Here is a 20963-nt window from a genome sequence, read left to right on the forward strand (position 1 = left end):
ATGGGTAGCCTCCTACCCGATTTAAAGTGGAAAAACACAGAATAGAAAGAAACGTGGCGCAAAAGGGGGGAAAGCAACAAAGCTTTTGGCCAGCGAACGTGGAGGCGCTTTCATGGCAAAAGGCGAAGCGGATTGGCAATACTAGCCAACAAATAAGTTGGATCGCAAAAAGGCTATTTTCCATTTTTTCTTTTCATCATGATTCATTCAACAAAGGAGGCGCTACTTATGCAAAAAGACAAGACACCACGAGAAAAACATCCCTCCGCATTTGAGCCAATGACGCTTATTCTCAATATCGCCTTGTCCGTATTCGGGGCGATGATCGGGATGCAACTGATTACTTCACTCGGGGTCACACCGAGCACATCGATTATCGGGGCGATTGCCGCGATGCTGATTGCGCGCATTCCGATGGAGATTTTCTCCAAATACCGCTCGACTCATCGGCAAAATCTGGTGCAAACGTCGATCTCCTCTGCGACGTTCGGGGCTGCCAACAGTTTGTTGATTCCGATCGGGATTCCGTTTGCGATGAACATGCCGGAGCTGATTATTCCGATGCTGATCGGGGCTGGACTGGCGATGTTTGTGGACACGGCCCTGTTGTACAAGCTGTTTGATTCGAAAATTTTTCCCGCTTCCGGGACATGGGCACCTGGCGTAGCAACGGCCGAGGCGATTATCGCCGGAGACAAAGGCGGCAAGCGCGGCGTGCTGCTGGGAGTCGGTACAGGCGCTGGATTGTTAGGCTCGTACCTCGGCATTTCGATGTCGGCGTTCGGGGTGGCGTTCATCGGGAACATCTGGGCGCTCACGATGTTCGGAATCGGTCTTTTGCTGCGGCAATATTCCGTTCCGTTGTTCAATCAAGACTTGAACGCGCTGTACATTCCGCATGGCTTCATGATCGGGGCCGGGATCGTCGCGTTGTTCCAGGTAGCTTTTATCATATTGAAAAAGAAAAAGCCTGCTGCGGCCACCGCAGGAAACGCGAACAATCCCGAGGACAGCTACACTCAAAATGAAAAGACGACATCCCGCATCTTGGGGCTTGGCTTCGTCGCATATCTCGTCGTAGCGCTGATTGTTGCGCTTGCAGGCGGATTGATGACGGACATGTCGTTTGGCATGCTGATCGGCTTTCTGTTGTTCGCCGCTTTTGCCGCCTATGTTCACGAGCTGATTGTGGGGATTGCGGCGATGCATTCCGGCTGGTTCCCCGCGTTTGCGATTGCACTGATTACGCTGATTATCGGGATGATGATTGGCTTCCCGCCTGTCGCGCTCGCTCTTCTGGTCGGCTTTAGCGCAGCGACCGGGCCTGCTTTTGCCGACATGGGCTACGATTTGAAAACCGGCTACATTTTGCGCGGCCAGGGCGCAGACGCGGCTCTGGAGGTAGACGGTCGCAAGCAACAGTACATTACCGGATTGATTGCCTTCGGGGTTGCGCTCATTACCGTTGCCTTTTCCTATCAAAGCTTTTTCTCGCAAGGCTTGATTCCGCCAGTAGACAAAGTTTACGCCAGTACAATCGCAGCAGGCACTTCCCCGGAAGTGGCCAAGCAGCTGTTCCTGTGGGCGATTCCGGGTGCGCTCCTGCAATTGATTGGCGGCTCCAACCGTCAGCTCGGCGTCATGTTTGCCACAGGTTTGCTGATTCTCAACCCGAATGCGGGCTGGGCCGTACTGGCGGGAATTTTGATCCGCTTTGTCGTCCTGAAAGTGAAGGGCAAACAGGCGGAAAGCACACTGAGCATTCTCGCAGCAGGTTTTATCGCAGGTGACGCGATCTACAGTTTCTGTAACTCCCTGATCAAATTCGCGAAAAAATAAAGCAACTGGAGGAGAAACGAAATGGCGAAAATCATACTGGATCAAGCGATGATGGAAGCGGCCGTCTACGGCGGAGCAGTCCTTGGCGGCGGCGGGGGCGGCTGGATCGAGGATGGCATGGAGACAGGACGTCTCGCCCTCGAAGTCGGCTCTCCTGTCCTGGTGACAGCAGATGAAATGAATGACGATGACTTGCTGGCAACCGTTGCGCTGGTCGGAGCGCCTGCTGCGGAAAATCAGTACGTCAAGCCGATGCACTACGTACGCGCTCTGCAACTGCTGGAAAAGACGATCGGACAACCGATCAAAGGAATCATCACCAATGAAAATGGCGCCGGAACGACCGTAAACGGCTGGTTCCAGGCCGCAGTGACGGGATTGCCCGTAATCGACCTGCCTTGCAACGGCCGTGCCCATCCGACTGGTTCGATGGGAGCGATGAATCTGCACGAGGTAGAGGGCTACATTTCCCATCAGGCGGCAGTCGGCGGCAAGGATGAGCTTTACCATGAAGTATGTGTGAGCGGACAGTTGCAGCAGGCGGCGGGTCTGGTGCGCAAAGTGTCGGTCGAGACGGGCGGTCTGGTAGTCGTGGCCCGCAACCCGATCAGCGTAGGCTATGCCCGCGAGCATGGAGCGCCAGGGGCGATCAGCCAAGCGATTGAAGTGGGGCAGGCACTGCTCGGGGCAAAAGGCGAGGCTGCGATCGAAGCTGTGTGCCGAAAATTGGGCGGGTGCATCGTGACGGCAGGCTCTGTAGATGAATGCGAATTGACGACAGCGGGCGGTTTTGACGTCGGGCGCGTAGTGATCAGCGGGCACGAGATGACTTTCTGGAACGAGTACATGACATTGGAGCACAAAGGAGAGCGGCTCGGCACGTTCCCGGACCTGATCATGACACTCGACGCCAATACAGCGAAGCCGATTGTTTCGGCGGAAATCGAAAAAGGACAGCAAATTGCCGTCATTCACGTCCCGAAAGAGAACTTGCTTCTCAGCGCGACGATGCGAAACAAACAACTGCTTGCCGCTGTGGAAGGTGCCGTGGGCAAACAAATCCTGCCTTATCTTTTCGGCTAGAAACGATTGATTCCACATCACATCACGAGACAACATCTATGTTCGGATCGAGGAGGAGCAACCATGTCTTTGAAGCAAACGATGACTGTTTTTGAAACGATGGACAGCGCCTATGTGAATGGCGAAACGATCAAGGAGCTGTTTACCGCCTACTCCGGCGTTTCGGTTACCGTGCAAACGGTCGCAGGAGCAGAAGGCAGCACCGATTTCGTAAAAATCGTCGTACCGGGGAAAAACGGCAAGTCCACTGGCGGCAGCGCGCGAACATTCGGGATTATCGGCCGACTTGGCGGAATCGGAGCGCGTCCGAGCCGGATCGGGATGGTATCTGATGCCGACGGCGCTGTAGCTGCAATCGCTTGCGCCTTGAAGCTTGCCGAGATGCAAAAAAATGGCGACGTTCTCGATGGCGATGTGATCATCAGCACGCACATATGCCCGAATGCGCCGACACAGCCGCATGAGCCGGTCGATTTCATGGGATCGCCTGTCGATATTTTGACGATGAATCGCTATGAAGTCATCGACGAGATGGAAGCGATTCTCTCGATTGACACGACAAAAGGCAACCGCATCGTGAACCATAAAGGAATCGCTATCTCGCCAACTGTCAAGGAAGGCTACATTTTGCGCATCAGCGAAGATTTGTTGCGGATCATGGAAATGACGACAGGGCAGCTGCCTGTGACGTTCCCGATTACGCAGCAAGACATCACGCCGTACGGCAACGATCTTTTTCACATCAACAGCATTTTGCAGCCTGCTGTCGCCACCGATGCTCCGGTAGTCGGAGTGGCGATTACGGCCCAGACGGCTGTTCCCGGATGCGGCACAGGCGCAAGTCATGAGACGGATATTGCGCTCGCGGTCAAGTTTGCGGTTGAAGTGGCAAAAGAATACACGAACGGCACAACCAGCTTTTACGACGAACAAGAATTTGCTCATATGAATCGCCGCTACGGCTCCATGAAAATTTTTCAAACGATGGGCGTGGAAGCGCACAACTAAACAAGCGAACGGGGAGAGCTGGATTCTCCCCGTTTTTTTACAAACAAACGAAGTGGAAAAAGGAGGCAAGCAGCCGATGAGAAAAGTAGGAATGATTACGATTGGACAAGCACCGCGGCAAGACATTGCGCCGATTGTAGAAAAGCATTTGGCGGGGCGGGCGGAGCTGGTCCAGGCCGGGGTGCTGGATCAGATGACGAAAGCGGAGATTGCAAGCAAGCTGGCTCCGACTGCGGGCGATTACGTGTTGACTTCGCGCCTGACAAGCGGCGAGTCTGTCGTCTTGTCCAGGGAACGGATTCAGCCGATTTTGCAGCAAAAAATAGCGGACATGGAGCGGTCAGGAATCCGCAACATTTTGCTTTTGTGCACGGGAGTCTTTCCCGGACTGCGCGCAGAGCAGGCTTTTTTGCTGGAGCCGGATCGGATCATTCCGCCCATGGCAGCAATTATGGCAAAAGGCCGCAGACTCGGCGTGCTTGTGCCTTTGGCCGAGCAGGTGGAAGCGCTGCGGGAAAAATACGCGCCGCATGGCTTGGAGCCAATATTTGCCGTCGTCTCCCCGTTCGCGCTGGACCGGGCGGCATACCAGGCGGCAATCGAACCGCTCAAAGACAAGGTCGATGTCCTGCTCATGGATTGCATGGGGTATACGGAGGAAGCGAGAGAGCTTGTGAGCGAACTGACCGGATTGCCCGTTGTATTGTCCAGCGCTTTTATGGCGAAGCTGATAGCGGAGTGGTGCAGCTAGGCTCGCCGCGCGATCATGCTTTTTGCGCATGTTATGGTTGTTGAAAGCATGGGCATTGCTTATGCTAGAAGGGCAACTATATATAGAAGAAACGAGGCATTTGTTTATGAATGACCGTTTGGCGAATGCGGCCAGTCCCGATGTTCATCCCGATTGTGCGAGAGCAATTCGGCAACTGCTCCAGATGAAAGAACCGAAGCGAGAAGATTTTCTGGCCTTGCGCACTTACGGCAATGACCGTTATTCGGCAATGGGCTGGGAAGAGCTTCAGTCCTACATAAATGAAAAGACGGTCATTATCGTCGAGCAGTTTGAGAATGAGCAAAATATCATGTCGGCTTTGCGTTGGGTAGCGCGGGGCTTGCCTGTCTGGCATGCGATCCGCAAAGTAAAGGCCGACTACTCCGTATACGGCTACAAGGGACAGGGCAACAACTAATGCAATCGCGCTAGATGAATCCTTCAGCCAGCCGCAATCGAACGAAAACAGAGTCTGTCGCGATGGGCAGACTTTTTCTGTGCCTGAACCTGATAAAAAGTGCAGGCAAAAGCGAAAAAAATACTGCAGATGAAAACGAAAAGGTCTATTATTGTCACTATCATCGCCTACGGAGGGAGCCATCATGACAGAATTGTTACTTAGCTTACTACAAATCATCATCGTCAATCTGGTCTTGAGTGGGGACAATGCCGTCGTTATTGCGCTGGCTTGTCGTAACTTGCGTCCAGAAGTGCAAAAGAAAGCTGTTTTCTGGGGCGGATTCGGGGCAATCGGACTGAGAATCATCCTGACTTTCATTGCCATTTGGCTGCTGCAAATCCCGTTTGTCCAAGTTTTGGGCGGACTGCTTTTGATCGTGATCGCGGTCAAACTGCTCAAAGGCGAGGAAGAGGATGCCCGCATTGGTAGCGGTTCGAACATGATGGAGGCTTTGAAAACGATTATTTTTGCCGATTTGATCATGAGTCTGGACAACGTCATCGCCGTTGCAGGTGCAGCAAATGGGAACATGCTGCTGGTCGTCATCGGGCTTGCGGTCAGCATTCCTTTGATTGTGTGGGGCAGCCAGCTTTTGATGAAGCTGATGAATCGGTTTCCGATCATCGTCCTGCTGGGAGCGGCATTGCTTGGGTACACAGCAGGCGAGATGATCGTCGGCGACAAGGTAGTCGGAGCTTTTCTGGAACAACTGTTGCCTGCTTTGCATGTCATTTTGCCGGTCGCTTTGGCGCTCGTGGTCATTGCTGTGGGCACGTACCTGAAGCGCAAGGGTGAAAAGTCAGAGGAAGGCAGCGCCGCGCAAGATCACGCGGAGACATTGTAGCCATGGAATACCGCGACTGGTCGATTTTGCGAACGCTGTATCAGGAACAAAACATTACCAAAACGGCGAAAAGCCTGTACTTGTCCCAACCTGCTTTGACCAAGCGTCTGCGGCAAATCGAAAAAGAATTTGGCGTGCAAATCGTGCAGCGCGGCAGAAGGGGCGTTCACTTTACACCGGAGGGCGAGTATTTGGCGAACTGTGCAGACGAAATGCTCGTCCGACTGCGCAAGATCAAGGAACATGTGGCGAATATGGGAGAAGAGGTTAGCGGCACCTTGCGCCTCGGCGTCTCCAACTACTTTGCCCGTTACAAGCTGCCAGGGCTTTTGAAGCTGTTCAAGCAAAAGTATCCGCTGGTGGAATTTAAGGTGGAGACAGGCTGGAGCAAAGACGTGTACCAGGCCGTTTACAACCAGGATGTGCACCTTGGCTTCGTGCGCGGTGATTACAATTGGCCGGGGGGCAAACAGCTTTTGTTTGAGGAAAGCGTGTGCATTGTCTCGCAAACTCCGCTCGATTTAAAAAGCCTTCCTGACTTGCCGCGAATTGATTACGAGACTGATCCGCTTTTGCAGACATTGGTGGATAGCTGGTGGACACAAAATTACTCCTCGCCGCCGCGAATCGACATGGAAGTAGACAAGGCTGACACGTGCGGCGAGATGGTCGCGAGCGGGCTTGGCTACGCCATTTTGCCCCGTCTGGTGGCAGAGGGCAAGGAAGGGCTGCATCTGATCGAGCTTCGGGATGCGGCAAACCAGCCGATCAGGCGAAGTACATGGATGTTTTACCATGAGGAATCCATGGAGCTGCAAAATGTAAAAGCGTTCGTCCGCTTTATGCAACAGATGGATTTTCCTCATTCCTATTAACGCGTTCGTCGCTGCCCGAGCAAGGAGTGCAAGCTCCACGCGGGCAGCTTTTTCTTTTGTGCCATTCGCGAAACGAATCGATCGCGATAACGATTCGGTATTTTTCAGCTGTTTTCTTCTGGCGTACACTGGAACTGTACAAAAGATCGCAACGTCAGACAGGGAGAGAAGGAATCAGCATGAACTTGCTTCGAATAGGGCTTGCACTGTCGCTCGGAGCGGCTGGAGGCTGGCTGTTTGCTCTCGTTCACAGCCCGCTTCCATGGATGATCGGTTCGCTCGTCGCCACCGTCGCTGCTACGATGTTGGGCAGCAAAAACTTGTGGATTCCCGGTTGGTTCCGTCAGGCGGGACTGATCGTGATCGGCATATCGCTTGGCCTGCGCATGACGCCGAGTATTTGGCAGACCATGACAGATCATATCGGTTTGATGCTGATCGCCACCTTGTTCACCGTGTTGCTCAGCCTGTTCAACGCGTGGCTTTTTTACAAAATCGGCAAGGTGGATCGAATTACTGCTATCTTCAGCAACATACCGGGCGGGCTGTCGGAAATGGTGTCGATTGGACAGTCCATCGGCGGCAATCAGCAGATTATCTCCATCTTTCATTCGATCCGCGCCGTCATGATTGTGCTGTGCATCCCCTTTTTGATTTCCTGGATATCCGGGAACCACAGCTCGACTACGGGGGTGTTGGCGAGCGTCCAGCAGCTGGCATGGCTCCCGACTGTGCTTCTGGTCATCGCCAGCTCGCTTGCTGCCTTGCTCGCAGCGCGCTGTCGCGTGCCAGCGCCATACCTTCTCGGACCATTGCTGATTGCCGCGATTGTGTCGCTGAACAACCCGTCGGGCAATGCAAATCCGCTGCTGGCGGGAGAGTTGGTCAAGGCGGCGCAAGTGATGATCGGGGTGAGTATCGGCTTGGGCTTTCGCAAAGAGGAAGTCCGGCAGCAAAAACGCTTCTTTCTCTTCGCCGTCATGCACGCTCTGCTGCTGTTCGCGATCGTAACAGCGATGGCTGCCGGCATGACTTATTTGGCTGACATGGAGCTTGCGACAGGCATCCTGGCGACTGCGCCCGGCGGAATCGCGGAAATGAGCCTGACTGCGATGACGATCGGAGCCGATCCGTTGCTTGTGACCGCCTTCCAGTTGTTCCGCGTCCTGTTTGTCCTGACGTTGTTCTCTGTTGGCGGGCGCAGTTGGGGCAAAAGGCACAGGAATGAGGCGGCTGCCACTTTGGAAAAGACAGCTTGATTGGTTGATGGGCAAGGCAAAAGGGAACAAAAGAGTCTGCCGTTTTTCGCAAAAGCGAGGCGGCAGGCTTTTTTTGTCCGTTTTTTTCCCTGTTTCACAATTAAGACACAAAGGAAAAATGTAACAACATAGACGACAAGAGGTTTGTGAAAAAACTTTTGACAAATTTTCAATCAAAATTTGAACAAAACATGAACAAAAAGTGAATTTTATGTTACAATAAGTTCAACAAAGAAAACGAGCAAAGACGAAAATCCAAAACGACAGGGGTTTTAAATCATGAATACAGATAAAAGAGCCGCAGATGTGCTGAGATGGATTGCCTGGACCGCAATTGCAATTGGTGGCCTGCTGATGGCGTTTACTGCAAGCGATTTCAGAGCAGAGAACTTCCCGTTGATGGTATCGATTGGTTTCTTGATTGCAGGAATGAACATTTTCATTATGAGCACCGTTTTCCGCCTGTTGAATCTGCGTAAGCAAGAAGTGTAAAGAGCGATGACAAATTCATAGACAAAACCTCTCATGAAGCTTCCTTTTTAAAATGAGAGGTTTTTTTCTGTGAAAAATGTCTCGACGTTTTTCATGAAATGGGATGTGACCGTTTTGTTTGCCTTGATCCAGCCCCTTCTTCTGGCGATGTCCGAAGGAAGGGGCTGTTTATTTTAAATGAAACAACGCAAAGGCGGCAAAACGGCTGGATATCGCGACCAATTTTGGATGGAGATGTGCATCGCAGGGGATTGTTAACAAGAATTTGATCAACTCGTGACTGGTTCGTGAACACTTTGTCACAGAAAAGCTACGAATTATTGAACGTCCGAAAAAAGAAGTACAAAAGTTCTCCGTCTCTGATAGTATGTATATGCGGTTAGTTGATATGTTCACTTACGTTAAAATTCTCTGCTGAGTCCTGCTCGAAGATGGATTCCATCCTCTGTCGTGAAAGACTCGGAGGGGAAGCGGACGCGAATAGCGGACACATCATCAGTTAGAGGCTTGTTGTTTTGTGAAAGAGGAGGGATTAGGAGAATGAGTGGAGGAAAAATGCTGAGGCAAATCCACTTTTGGATCTTGGCAGCGTTAACCACCGTCCTGCTTTCAGGCTGTGGTAGTGAGTATCTTGTCTTGAATCCGAAAGGGCCTGTAGCAGAGACGCAGTACAATCTCATTATTATTTCCACGATATTGTGCGCCGTCATCATCGTTCCGGTTCTTGCGCTTACCGCTTTTATCGTGTATCGATATCGGGATAAACCGGATAACAAGGCGCCTTACAAACCTGAGTGGGCACATAACTCGGTCCTTGAAGCAATCTGGTGGGGCATTCCGGTAGTCATCATTGCGATCTTGGGTTACTTTACCGTTCGCGATACGTATGTGCTGAAGGAATCTCCGAATAAAGAAGTAGCACCGATGACCGTTCAGGTTACCGCATTGGATTGGAAATGGATGTTCACTTATCCAGAACAAAACATTGCGACGGTCAACTACCTGGAAATTCCGGTTGGTGTACCTGTTCATTTCCAAATTTCCGCAGAAGCTCCGATGAACTCTTTCTGGGTGCCATCGTTGGGCGGTCAGGTTTACGCGATGGCAGGTATGGCGACTGAGCTGTATTTGCAAGCAGATGAACCAGGCGAATTTGCTGGATTCAGTTCCAACTTCTCTGGTGAAAAATTTGCGCACATGCAGTTTAAAGTAGTAGCGAAACCGCAAGAAGAGTTCAATAAATGGGTCAGTGAAGTAAAAGGCACTTCCCCTGCTATGACAAAAGAAGATTACAACGAGCTGAAAAAACCAGGATTGGCTGAGGAAAAACTGTACTCTGCATTCCCGGAAGGCTTGTTTGAAGAGATTGTTCAAAAATACGGTCATGGCCATGATATGGACCATGTAATGCAAAAGCAGCCTGCTCCGACAGGCGATAAGTCAAAAGAAACCTCGCAATTGCCACCAACTGACATGAGCAACATGCCTGGAATGGATCATTCCAGCATGAAACATTAGGAGAGGGAGGAGGAATACCACGTGTGGGAGGACATTAAGGATTTTGCATCCACGTTCTTTGTAACTGGTGACCCACTGATTTACGGTGCGGACGTATCGATTGTTTTGACAATGCTCGCGATCGTGTTTGTCTTGACCAAATATAAAAAATGGGGTTGGCTCTGGCGCGAATGGCTGACTACCGTTGACCATAAACGTATCGGGATCATGTACCTGATTGCATCGCTCCTCATGCTGTTCCGCGGTGGGGTTGACGCCCTGCTGATGCGTTTGCAGCTGGCATTCCCGAATTTGGAATTCCTGCATGCCGATCACTATAACGCGATCTTTACGACTCACGGTACGATCATGATTTTGTTCATGGCGATGCCGATGATGTTTGGTTTGTTCAACATGGTTGTTCCGCTGCAAATCGGTGCGCGCGACGTTGCGTATCCGTTCCTGAACGCGCTCAGCTTCTGGCTGTTCTTCCTTGGCGCGATGCTGTTCAACCTGTCGTTCGTTATCGGGGGCTCCCCGGACGCTGGTTGGTTGTCTTATCCGCCATTGTCACAAAATGATTTCAGTCCGGGACCTGGTCAAAACTTCTGGATCTGGGGTATTCAAATTTCCGGTATCGGTAGTTTGGCAACAGGTATCAACTTTATCGTTACGATTCTCAAAATGCGTGCACCAGGAATGACTCTTTCCAAAATGCCGCTGTTTAGCTGGTCGGTATTGTCTTCCAGCATCATGATTATCTTTGCTTTCCCAATCTTGACTATTACAATCGCACTTTTGTTCCTTGACCGTTTCGCAGGTGCTCACTTCTTCACGATGGACGGCGGCGGTAACCCGATGATGTACCTGAACCTCATCTGGATGTGGGGTCACCCAGAGGTATACATCGTAGTTGTACCAGCATTCGGTATTTTCTCTGAAGTAGTTGCGACATTCTCGCGCAAACGCATTTTCGGTTACAAATCCATGGTGTGGGCTTTGATGGCGATTGCGATCGCGTCCTTCTTTACATGGGCTCACCACTTTTTCACAATGGGTACAAGCGCCAGCGTTATCGCGTTCTTTGCGATATCGACGATGGTCATTGCGATCCCGACCGGGGTTAAGGTATTTAACTGGCTGTTTACGATGTTCCGTGGTCGGATATCCTTTAAACAACCAATGTTGTGGACCATTGCGTTCATTCCTTGCTTCCTCGTAGGGGGAGCGACAGGTGTCATGCTGGCGGTAGCTCCGGCAGACTACCAGTACCACAACAGCTACTTCCTGATTGCCCACTTCCACCAAGTGTTGATCGGTGGGGTTGTGTTCGGTTACCTGGCAGGTATTTACTACTGGTGGCCAAAACTGTTCGGCTTCAAGCTCGATGAAAAGCTCGGACGTTGGGGCTTCTGGTTCTGGAATATCGGTTTCTATATTTGCTTTATGCCGCAATACGCGCTCGGCTTCATGGGTATGACACGCCGTTACTACACATACGGCTGGGATCGCGGTTGGGAAGACCTCAACCTCGTATCGACTGTCGGTGCCTTCATGATGGGGATCGGTTTCATCTTCCAAGTATGGCAAATTACGTACAGCATCAAGCATGGGGAACGGGATACAACAGGCGACCCATGGGATGCGCGTACACTGGAATGGTCGATTCCATCTCCAGCACCGTTCTACAACTTTGCTGTCGTTCCGAATGTAAAAGACTCGGATGACTGGTGGGCAACAAAACAAGCGAAAGCAAACGGCACGTATAAAGAAGAGCCGGTGCATCTGGAACCAATTCATATGCCGAAAAACTCGGGTATTCCGATTATCATGTCGACCTTCTGGTTCCTGATTGGATTTGGTTTCACCTTTGGATGGGTATGGATGGCCGTAGTTGGATTCATTGGAGTTGCCGTGTGCATGTGGGTACGCTCCTTCCAATACGATACGGATTATTACGTACCGGTGGATGAAGTGCGTCGCACGGAGGCTTCACTGGGGAGGGTGTTGTAATGATGGCTAATCATCACGACCATAGTCATGGCCATGACCATCATGAAGAGCATGAGCAACTCAAGGTTCTTGGCTTCTGGATTTTCGTTGTAACGGACTGCATTTTGTTCGGTACGCTGTTTGCTACCTATGCGGTAATGATGCATAGCTTTGCAGGCGGACCGACTGGAAAAGAATTGTTTGAACTGCCTGGGATCATCGCTTCAACCTTTATCTTGTTGACCAGTAGCTTTACCAGCGGACTTGCTGTACTGGCGATGAACAAAGGGAAAGTAAAAGAGCTGATCGCCTGGCTCGCTGTAACTGCTGTTCTCGGTCTTGCGTTCGTCGTGCTGGAGGTTAACGAGTTTACGCATTTGATGCACGAAGGTGCGACCATGGCTACTAGCGGCTTCTGGTCCGCGTTCTTCACACTGGTCGGTACGCACGGTTTGCACGTTTCCGTTGGTCTGTTCTGGATGGTAGCGCTGATGATGCAGCTGAAGCGCCGTGGAATTAATGCGGTAACTCGCCGCAAAGTTACCAACCTGAGCTTGTACTGGCACTTCCTGGACGTTGTGTGGATCTTCCTCTTCACAGTCGTCTATCTGATGGGGGTGATGTAAGATGACACAACATCAAAACCATGGCGGTCATCAAGATCACGGATCGCTGAAGTCTTACGTGATCGGTTTCGTTCTCTCGATTGTGCTCACCATCATCCCGCTGGTGCTGGTCATGAATCAGATGCTCGAAAAAACGGCTCTCGTAATCACGATTCTGGTGATGGCCATCTTGCAATTCGTTGTTCAGCTGTTCTTCTTCATGCACATCCGTGAGGGAGAAAAGCCGCGCTACAATGTACAGACACTGATTCTCGGACTTGTGATCGTGTTCACGATTATCGCAGGTTCCATCTGGATCATGATGTTCAACAAGTACTAAGAAGCAAGGGTAATTTTCAAAAACAAACAAGGCGTGATGCGAGCGATTGGTTGCTCGTGTCACGCTTTTTTTCTTGTCCAGCGGCGATGTCCATGCTAAGATAGACGGAATTTATTGACAAAAAGGAGAGAACAAGCATGTCGGAGACGCCGTATTTGGTCAAGCCGTCAGTCGAGCGCAAACAGGAGTATTTGGCTTTTTACGAGGAATGGAAGCAAAGCGGGGAACCGTTCGTTCCATGGGTGATCGGGCACGATCCGCATGATTTTGAGACTTATCTGGCATTCATGGAGCGAGAGGGAAAGGAAGAAAACCTGCAAGCAGGCTGGGTGCCGCACTCTACTTACTGGCTGGTCGATGGAAAAGAGCAGATCGTCGGGGCGGTCAACATTCGCCATCGCCTGAACGAACGATTGCTGAACGTCGGGGGACATATTGGCTACGGCATCCGGCCCAGCGAAAGACGCAAAGGCTACGCGACGGCAATTCTTGCCCAAGCGCTGGACAAGACGAGGGAGCTTGGCCTGGAGCGGGTGCTGGTCGTGTGCGACAGCCACAATATCGGTTCGGAAAAAACGATTCTCGGCAACGGCGGGGTGTTTGAATCCGAGGTAATCGAAGAGGATGGCAATGTCGTGCGGCGATTTTGGATTCGTCTGTAAGGTTTTGCGCCAAAGCCGTGCATCGTTTTCTGCGAAGATTTCATACTATTGAAGGGTGCAGAACGTCTTCGCGAGATTTTCAGAGAAGGGAAGGCTTTTCTTTTCACAAACAAAGTATATAATTATGTCTTGTAACACATTTTGGAAAGGGGAGATTTCTTTGTTTGATATCGTGATTATTGGAGCAGGTCCAGCGGGAGGCAGCGCAGCGATTTTCGCTGCAAAAGCAGGCAAAAAGACGCTGTTGATTGACAATGACAAAAGCATGACCAAACGCGCTTGGATGGAAAACCACTATGGCATCATGGAAATCTCTGGCCCTGACCTGATTGAAACGGGGAAAAAACAGGCTGCAAAATTCGGAGCAGAGCTGGTGGAAGACCAAGTAACCAACGTGACGAAAACCGAGCAAGGACTGGTAGTCGAAACGGCGGAAAAAGGCTCGTTCGAAGCGAAGCACGTCATTTTGGCGACGGGAGCAGTCACAGCTCTCGCGGAAACAATCGGCTTGAAGACGAAAGATGGCACGGAGCCAAGAATCAAAACAATAGTAGACGTAGACGCGCAAGGAAAAACGAACATCGACGGCATTTGGGCAGCGGGCACGTGCGCAGGCGTGAGCGTACATACGATCATTACTTCTGGCGATGGCGCCAAAGTTGCGATCAACGTCATCAGCGAGCTGAATGGCGAGCGTTATGTCGATCACGACGTGTTGAAAACGAACTAAGCGAAAAGTAAGGCACCTTCTCTTTTGGGAGAGAAGGTGTTTTTGTATCGCGCGAAGAGAAGGAGAAGCCAGTTGGAGTTCTTCAATATTTTTTTACAGACAAATGGTCAAATTTGAATATAATAAAGAATATTAGTTTGATTTGACTATCAGGGAGGACAACGGCAATGATCGCCAAAGAAAGCAAAGTGAATTTTGTCGTCACGGGCCTCTTGTTAGGGCTCTTGATTGCGTCTATGGACAACACGATCGTGGCGACTGCCATGGCGACGATTGTGGGCGAGATGGGCGGCATGGACAAATTCGTCTGGGTAACATCCGCTTACATGGTCGCGACGATGGCGGGTATGCCGATCTTCGGCAAGCTTTCCGACATGTACGGGCGCAAGCGTTTCTACATATTTGGCCTGATCGTTTTCTTATTGGGTTCGATTTTGTGCGGAACGGCAAACAGCATCATCGAATTGAGCATTTACCGCGCCATTCAGGGGATCGGCGGAGGCGCTTTGATGCCGATTGCCTTCACGATCATTTTTGACGTGTTCCCGCCGGAAAAGCGCGGGAAAATGACGGGGCTGTTCGGAGCGGTTTTCGGTACTTCCAGCGTGTTCGGGCCGTTGCTCGGAGCGTACATCACGGAGTACGTCAGCTGGCACTGGATCTTTTTCATCAACGTGCCAATCGGGGCGCTGTCTCTTTGGTTTATCGCGAGGTACTACAGAGAGTCGCTTGAGCACCGCAAGCAAAGCATCGACTGGTGGGGAGCGATCACGCTTGTCGGCGCTGTCGTCAGTCTCATGTTTGCCCTGGAGCTTGGCGGCAATCAGTACGCATGGAACTCCGTGCAAATCATCGGACTGTTCACTGCGTTTTTCCTGCTGTTCGTGATTTTTCTGTTTGTGGAAAAGAAAGCTTCGGAACCGATTATTTCGTTTGCGATGTTTGAACGCAGATTGTTCGCTACGACGAATGCAGTCGCTCTGCTGTACGGAGCCGCTTTTATCATCACGACGGTCTATTTGCCGATCTTCATCCAAGGGGTATATGGCGGGTCTGCATCCAATTCCGGCTTGCTCCTGACGCCGATGATGCTCGGTTCTGTTGTTGGCAGCCAGGTCGGCGGTTTTCTCACGACGAAAACGAGCTTCCGCAACATCATGCTGCTGTCAGCGGTCTTTTTCGTACCGGGATTGTTTCTGCTTAGCACCTTGTCGCCTGACATGGCTCGCTCTACGGTGACGATCTTCATGACGATTACCGGATTTGGTGTCGGGTTCAATTTCTCGGTTCTCGGGATATCCGCGATTCATGGCTTCGACATGCGCCAACGTGGATCGGCCAGCTCGACGAACTCTTTTTCCCGTTCGCTCGGCATGACGCTGGGGATTACGGTGTTTGGCATTTTGCAGCGCAACCAGTTTGAAAATGGCATGGCTTCTGCTTTCTCCGGTCAAGGTGCAGCTGGTGCGATCACCGATCCGCGCGCGATTTTGACGCCGGAAGCAAGAGCTGCGATTCCGGCTCCCGTGCTGGAAAAAATGACGGACATTCTTGCTTCTTCCATCGCTCACACGTTTTTGTGGGCGCTTGTTCCCGCTCTACTCGCGGTCGTCTGTATTTTGCTGATGGGCAATGAGCGAGTGGTAACGTCGGGAAAAAAGGCTCCGCAAGCCAAGCCTGAACGCGGGTAAGAGGGGAGTAGCCATGAGTTTGAAATTGCTTATTTTAGGGCTGCTGATGGAAGGGGAAAAGCACCCGTATGAAATCCAGCAGCAGGTGAAGACGCGAGGAATCGATTGCTACGTCAAATACGCCAAAGGCTCACTCTACTACGCCATCAATCAGCTTGAAAAGGGTGGGATGATCGAGATTACGCAAGTCATTCGCGAGTCTAACCGCCCGGATAAGACAATGTATCGCATCACCAAAACAGGGGAGGCGGAGTTTCAGGAGCTGCTTTTGCAGGAAATGCGCAAGCCGATGCAACTCACCAATCCGATTTATACAGCTCTGACCTTCGCCTCTCATGGCGATCCCGCAAAAATGGGGGAAGCTTTGGCCGTGAACATCCAGGAGGTGCAACGGCTCGCTGCCTTGCTCGAATCGATCATGGAGCAGCAGCAGCTGAATTGGGGGGCGAAGACGATCCTGATTGGGGCGATCGAGCATTTGCATGCCGAGGTGCGCTGGATGGAACGCATTCGCGAACAATCATGGGGCCGCTGATTTTGAATTTATTATGAACAATGGACAATTCTCATCATTTAGATAGTTTTTCGTTTATAATGATGATAATTACAAGCAAGGATGGTATCCGCCCATGATGAATACCGCACTCGGACGTTTTCGCGTTATCGGCATTATTGAAGGAATTTCGTATCTGGTGTTGCTGTTGATTGCGATGCCGCTCAAGTACTACCTCGATTTTCCGGACGCAGTAAAAGTCGCAGGCTCATTGCATGGCTTGTTTTTTGTCCTCTATATTTTGGCCTTGGCTCATGTTACATTTAAGGACAGATGGTCCATTTTGAAGGTAATCGTGGCGTTTATCGCGTCTCTGTTGCCGTTCGGCAATTTTGTTCTGGATGCACGATTGAAAAAAGAGCAATAAAACAACAAAGAGCGCAGAGGAAAGGCGGGTCATCGTACCCGTCTTTGCTGCACCAGCAGATAAGTTCAATCGTAGGTGGGTTGTCTATATTTACCACGACGGGGGAGGATCTGTGTGGAGACCAGGATTTTGGCAGGTGTTCTTTTGTGGGATAACGAAGGGCAGTATGTGCTGGAAACCGTGATGGAGAATCGGTACAAGCTGGTAATGCCGCAGATTATTACCTTCACGCAAAGCGACGAGAAGGTGGCGTCTGACGAGCTGGACGAGCAGCATGTCGGCAAGAGTGTGATTGCCAGATGTTTTGTCTGAAGGAGGTAGGGTAGGCAAGAGCCTATTCTGACCTGTCGATAAATAGATTGATAATTCTGAAAAGGTGGTGTTGGCTATGGAACTGCGTGAGCGTTATGCAGGCAGCTTGCTCGGTTTGGCAATAGGGGATGCGCTTGGAGCGACGCTGGAATTTCGCAAGCCAGGCACGTTTGAGCCGCTTACGGAAATGATCGGCGGAGGGCCGTTTGATTTGCAGCCGGGTCAATGGACGGATGATACTTCCATGGCACTGTGTCTGGCGGAGAGCCTGAGCGAGACGGGGAGGTTCGATCCAGAGGATCAAATGAACCGTTACTTGGCCTGGTATCGCAAAGGGTACATGAGCTGCAAGGATCACTGTTTTGACATCGGCAATGCGACAAAGGAAGCGCTGTGGCGGTATGAACAGACAGGGCAACCATACAGCGGATCGACAGACCCGAGGACGGCTGGAAACGGTTCGATCATGCGGCTGGCTCCTGTAGCGCTCTTTTTCGCAGGCGAGCCGAGGCAAGCCATCGACATGTGCGCCCAAAGCTCGCGCACGACACATGCGGCAGCCCAAGCGGTAGATGGCTGCCGGTTTTTGGGTGCGCTGTTGCTGGGAGCTTTGCAGGGCGTGCCAAAGGAGCAATTGCTGGCGGGAGCCTATTCGCCTGTCGAGAATTTGTGGGCAGAGGAACCGCTTGATCCCGGCATTGCCCGCGTCGCTCTTGGTTCGTACAAAGGCAAAGCAGAGACGGAAATCAAAGGATCAGGGTACGTGGTAGAGTCGCTGGAAGCAGCGCTGTGGGCTTTTTGCACGACAGACACATTTGAGGCGGGCTTGTTTCGCGCTGTCAATCTCGGTGATGACGCGGATACGACCGGGGCTGTTTACGGTCAATTGGCAGGAGCCTACTACGGAGTCGAGGCACTGCCCAAGCGAATGCTCGATTTGCTGGCCAAGCGCGAGCTGATCGAGCAGATGGCTGACAAGCTGCTGGATCGGCGGGCGAACTGAGCAAATCTACCCAATTCTTTTGGTCATTAAGCTGTTTTGGGCTGTTGGTGAAAGGCGGCTCGCTGGAAAATTTTAAGCGTCCTTTTCCAGCTAGATTTTGCACGGCACATCGTTTATATTCGAGACGTGATTGGAAAACAGCAATGACCCGGTCTGGGTGGGGGTAGGGGAGAAATGGGCTTCGAGTTTGTGTGGATCATCATCGGGATTAACATTTTGTACGTGTCTTTTTTTACGCTGAGACTGTTGATGGTGATCAAAGGGTACCGCGTGTTGGCTTCGCTCCTGGCGATGGTGGAAGTGTTCGTGTATTTGAAAGGACTGGCGATTGTTCTGGATAACCTGGACAATCCGGTCAATCTCGCCGCTTACTGTATCGGGTGGGGAATGGGCGTGTACATCGGCAGCAAGATCGAGGAATATTTGGCCCTGGGCTATGTGACGCTCCAGGTGGTGGTCGATTCTGTCGATCTGGACGTTCCGGTGAAGCTGCGGGAACATGGCTTTGGCGTCACTTCCTGGGTAGCGGAAGGCCGCGATGGGCATCGGCTCATGATGCAAGTGCTGACCAAGCGCAGCAACGAAAAAAAGCTGTGGCAGCTCATTCAGCAGATCGCGCCTAAAGCTTTTGTCATTTCTTTTGAGCCGAAACACTTGAAGGGCGGTTTCTGGGTGAACCGTCTGCGGGGATAAGGCGATCCCAAAACGAAGCCAGTTGACTTTTGTGCCGGGCAGGCATGGGGGCAACTGGCCTTTTTTGTGCTTAAATTCCGTTCACAATTTAGAAAATTATAAAGAGAAATAAAATTGATTTGTATTTTTCTGTAGATTCGGGTAGTTCGCCTTTACGATACAAACTATGAAAGAGAGCAAGGGGGGATCTGGTTGATCAGTTTTCATCAAGTCAACAAACATTACGGAAGCTTCCACGTCCTGAAAAACATCGACCTGCATATCAACCAGGGAGAGGTTGTCGTCGTCATCGGACCGTCCGGTTCGGGGAAGAGTACGATGGTTCGTTGCATCAACAGATTGGAAACGGTTACAAGCGGAGAGCTTTTGGTGGACGGCGTAAAAGTAAACGACAAAAATACCGACATCAACAAGCTGCGCCGCGATATCGGCATGGTGTTCCAGCACTTCAACCTGTATCCGCACAAGACTGTTCTGGAAAACATCACGCTTGCGCCGATCAAAGTATTGGGTGTCTCCAAACAGGAAGCAGAAGAAACGGCGCTCTATTACTTGGAGAAGGTAGGGATTCCGGAAAAGGCGGAAAAATTCCCGACCCAGCTCTCCGGTGGGCAGCAGCAGCGCGTAGCGATTGCCCGTGGACTGGCGATGCGTCCGAAAATCATGCTGTTCGACGAGCCGACCTCAGCGCTCGATCCCGAGACGATCGGGGAAGTGCTGGACGTCATGAAGACGCTTGCAAAAGAAGGGATGACGATGGTCGTTGTCACGCACGAAATGGGCTTTGCCCGCGAGGTGGCCGATCGCATCGTGTTCATGGACCAGGGAACGATTTTGGAAGAAGCGACACCGCAGGAATTTTTCGCAAGTCCGCGTGAAGAGCGTGCGCGTCTGTTCCTGAGCCGAATTTTGAATCACTAGCCATTCACATAAAAAGAGATGAGGGGTAATCAAATGAAAACAAAAAACGTCTGGAAAAAAATTGCGGGAATGGGTCTTGTCTTGATGCTTAGCGCAACTGCTTTGGCAGGCTGTGGCGGGGCCAAGTCGGAGGGAGGAACCGCTTCGACTGGCGCTGGTGCGGCAGCTGGTACCGGAACATTGGCAAAAATCAAAGAAAGAGACAAGTTTGTCGTCGGCGTCAAGTACGACCTGAACCTGTTCGGTTTGAAAGATCCGGCGTCCGGCAACGTAGAAGGCTTCGACATCGATATCGCCAAAGCGATTGCGAAAAAAGTGCTCGGCGACGAAAACAAAATCGAGCTGAAGGAAGTAACCTCCAAAACGCGCATCCCGATGCTGAAAAACGGGGAAATTGACGCAATTATCGCGACGATGACCATTACCGAGGACCGCAAAAAAGAAGTAGACTTCTCCGATGTGTACTTCCTGGCTGGACAGTCTTTGCTCGTGAAAAAAGACAGCCCGATCAACGGACTCAAAGACCTGCAAAAAGGGATGAAAGTGCTGACAGCCAAAGGCTCCACTTCTGCGAAAAACATTCGCGCCAGCGCGCCTGATGTAGAAGTGCTCGAATTTGAAAACTACGCAGAAGCCTTCACAGCGCTCAAGGCTGGACAAGGCGATGCGCTCACTACCGATAACGCTCTCCTGTACGGAATGGCGAAGCAAGATCCGAACTACCGTGTAACAGAAGAAACGTTCACCGAAGAGCCGTACGGTATCGCGATCAACAAAGGCGACGCCGAGTTTGTCAAAGCCGTCAACGACCTGCTGAAAGAAATGAAGGAAAACGGCGAATACGACAAGATTTATGAAAAATGGATCGGGGAAAAACCAAAAAAATAAGCGGTTCTACTCCATGACGGATGAGCGGTTCACTTCGCCGCTCATTCCCTTATTTTCTTACGACTAGGGGGATCGCT

General features: G+C 51.3%; 23 protein-coding genes. All 23 read left to right on the forward strand.

Going from position 1 to position 20963, the window contains the following annotated elements; all coding sequences use genetic code 11:
- The first annotated feature begins 228 nt into the window (after positions 1-228).
- The 23 genes from DEP07_RS05165 (at position 229) to DEP07_RS05275 (ending at position 20886) form a co-directional block, all read left to right on the forward strand.
- Entirely contained in the window at positions 229-1839 is a 1611-nt protein-coding gene (locus DEP07_RS05165) for an OPT/YSL family transporter (protein WP_122962767.1), read from the forward strand.
- 21 nt (positions 1840-1860) lie between these two features.
- On the forward strand, positions 1861-2922 hold the full coding sequence (locus DEP07_RS05170; protein ID WP_287102216.1) for a DUF917 domain-containing protein: 1062 nt from the start codon (positions 1861-1863) through the stop codon (positions 2920-2922).
- 63 nt (positions 2923-2985) lie between these two features.
- Complete coding sequence (locus DEP07_RS05175; RefSeq protein WP_287102217.1) at positions 2986-3930, forward strand: DUF1177 domain-containing protein; 945 nt, start codon at positions 2986-2988, stop codon at positions 3928-3930.
- A 76-nt stretch (positions 3931-4006) separates the two neighbouring features.
- Positions 4007-4681, forward strand: coding sequence for an AroM family protein (locus DEP07_RS05180; protein WP_217021863.1), 675 nt, complete (start codon positions 4007-4009; stop codon positions 4679-4681).
- 106 nt (positions 4682-4787) lie between these two features.
- A complete protein-coding gene (locus tag DEP07_RS05185) occupies positions 4788-5120 on the forward strand; it encodes a hypothetical protein (protein WP_287102218.1) in 333 nt (110 codons plus the stop codon).
- A 184-nt stretch (positions 5121-5304) separates the two neighbouring features.
- Entirely contained in the window at positions 5305-6006 is a 702-nt protein-coding gene (locus DEP07_RS05190; RefSeq protein ID WP_122962772.1) for a TerC family protein, read from the forward strand.
- A 2-nt stretch (positions 6007-6008) separates the two neighbouring features.
- Positions 6009-6881 (forward strand): LysR family transcriptional regulator, encoded by an 873-nt coding sequence (locus DEP07_RS05195; RefSeq protein WP_122962773.1) that lies wholly within the window; start codon positions 6009-6011, stop codon positions 6879-6881.
- Positions 6882-7060: 179 nt separating this feature from the next.
- Positions 7061-8140: an AbrB family transcriptional regulator gene (locus tag DEP07_RS05200; protein WP_122962774.1), complete on the forward strand. Its 1080-nt coding sequence runs from the start codon at positions 7061-7063 to the stop codon at positions 8138-8140.
- A gap of 279 nt (positions 8141-8419) precedes the next feature.
- Entirely contained in the window at positions 8420-8632 is a 213-nt protein-coding gene (locus tag DEP07_RS05205; protein WP_122962775.1) for a hypothetical protein, read from the forward strand.
- A 540-nt stretch (positions 8633-9172) separates the two neighbouring features.
- Entirely contained in the window at positions 9173-10150 is a 978-nt protein-coding gene (qoxA, locus tag DEP07_RS05210; protein ID WP_122962776.1) for a cytochrome aa3 quinol oxidase subunit II, read from the forward strand.
- A 21-nt stretch (positions 10151-10171) separates the two neighbouring features.
- Complete coding sequence (locus DEP07_RS05215; RefSeq protein ID WP_122962777.1) at positions 10172-12142, forward strand: cbb3-type cytochrome c oxidase subunit I; 1971 nt, start codon at positions 10172-10174, stop codon at positions 12140-12142.
- 2 nt (positions 12143-12144) lie between these two features.
- On the forward strand, positions 12145-12747 hold the full coding sequence (cyoC, locus tag DEP07_RS05220; RefSeq protein WP_173596270.1) for a cytochrome o ubiquinol oxidase subunit III: 603 nt from the start codon (positions 12145-12147) through the stop codon (positions 12745-12747).
- A 1-nt stretch (position 12748) separates the two neighbouring features.
- Entirely contained in the window at positions 12749-13066 is a 318-nt protein-coding gene (cyoD, locus tag DEP07_RS05225; RefSeq protein WP_063228404.1) for a cytochrome o ubiquinol oxidase subunit IV, read from the forward strand.
- A 137-nt stretch (positions 13067-13203) separates the two neighbouring features.
- A complete protein-coding gene (locus DEP07_RS05230) occupies positions 13204-13728 on the forward strand; it encodes a GNAT family N-acetyltransferase (RefSeq protein ID WP_122962779.1) in 525 nt (174 codons plus the stop codon).
- Positions 13729-13888: 160 nt separating this feature from the next.
- Positions 13889-14458 (forward strand): FAD-dependent oxidoreductase, encoded by a 570-nt coding sequence (locus DEP07_RS05235; protein WP_122962780.1) that lies wholly within the window; start codon positions 13889-13891, stop codon positions 14456-14458.
- A gap of 167 nt (positions 14459-14625) precedes the next feature.
- A complete protein-coding gene (locus DEP07_RS05240; RefSeq protein ID WP_173596027.1) occupies positions 14626-16149 on the forward strand; it encodes an MDR family MFS transporter in 1524 nt (507 codons plus the stop codon).
- Between the two features lie 13 nt (positions 16150-16162).
- Positions 16163-16684, forward strand: a complete 522-nt coding sequence (locus DEP07_RS05245; protein ID WP_063228400.1) for a PadR family transcriptional regulator — start codon at positions 16163-16165, stop codon at positions 16682-16684.
- 94 nt (positions 16685-16778) lie between these two features.
- Entirely contained in the window at positions 16779-17069 is a 291-nt protein-coding gene (locus tag DEP07_RS05250) for a DUF3817 domain-containing protein (RefSeq protein WP_122962782.1), read from the forward strand.
- 114 nt (positions 17070-17183) lie between these two features.
- Positions 17184-17381 carry a hypothetical protein gene (locus DEP07_RS05255; RefSeq protein WP_122962783.1) on the forward strand — a complete coding sequence of 66 codons (198 nt, stop codon included), beginning with the start codon at positions 17184-17186 and terminating at the stop codon, positions 17379-17381.
- Between the two features lie 76 nt (positions 17382-17457).
- Positions 17458-18384 carry an ADP-ribosylglycohydrolase family protein gene (locus tag DEP07_RS05260; protein ID WP_217021868.1) on the forward strand — a complete coding sequence of 309 codons (927 nt, stop codon included), beginning with the start codon at positions 17458-17460 and terminating at the stop codon, positions 18382-18384.
- 174 nt (positions 18385-18558) lie between these two features.
- The gene (locus tag DEP07_RS05265; RefSeq protein ID WP_122962785.1) at positions 18559-19077 is read left to right on the forward strand and encodes a DUF2179 domain-containing protein; all 519 of its coding nucleotides are present in this window, start codon (positions 18559-18561) and stop codon (positions 19075-19077) included.
- A 192-nt stretch (positions 19078-19269) separates the two neighbouring features.
- Entirely contained in the window at positions 19270-19998 is a 729-nt protein-coding gene (locus DEP07_RS05270; RefSeq protein WP_122962786.1) for an amino acid ABC transporter ATP-binding protein, read from the forward strand.
- A gap of 33 nt (positions 19999-20031) precedes the next feature.
- Positions 20032-20886, forward strand: coding sequence for a glutamate ABC transporter substrate-binding protein (locus DEP07_RS05275; protein ID WP_122962787.1), 855 nt, complete (start codon positions 20032-20034; stop codon positions 20884-20886).
- The last annotated feature ends 77 nt before the right edge of the window (positions 20887-20963 follow it).

It is taken from the genome of Brevibacillus sp., from assembly GCF_003521185.1.
In the GTDB taxonomy this organism is placed as follows: Bacteria; Bacillota; Bacilli; order Brevibacillales; family Brevibacillaceae; genus Brevibacillus; species Brevibacillus parabrevis.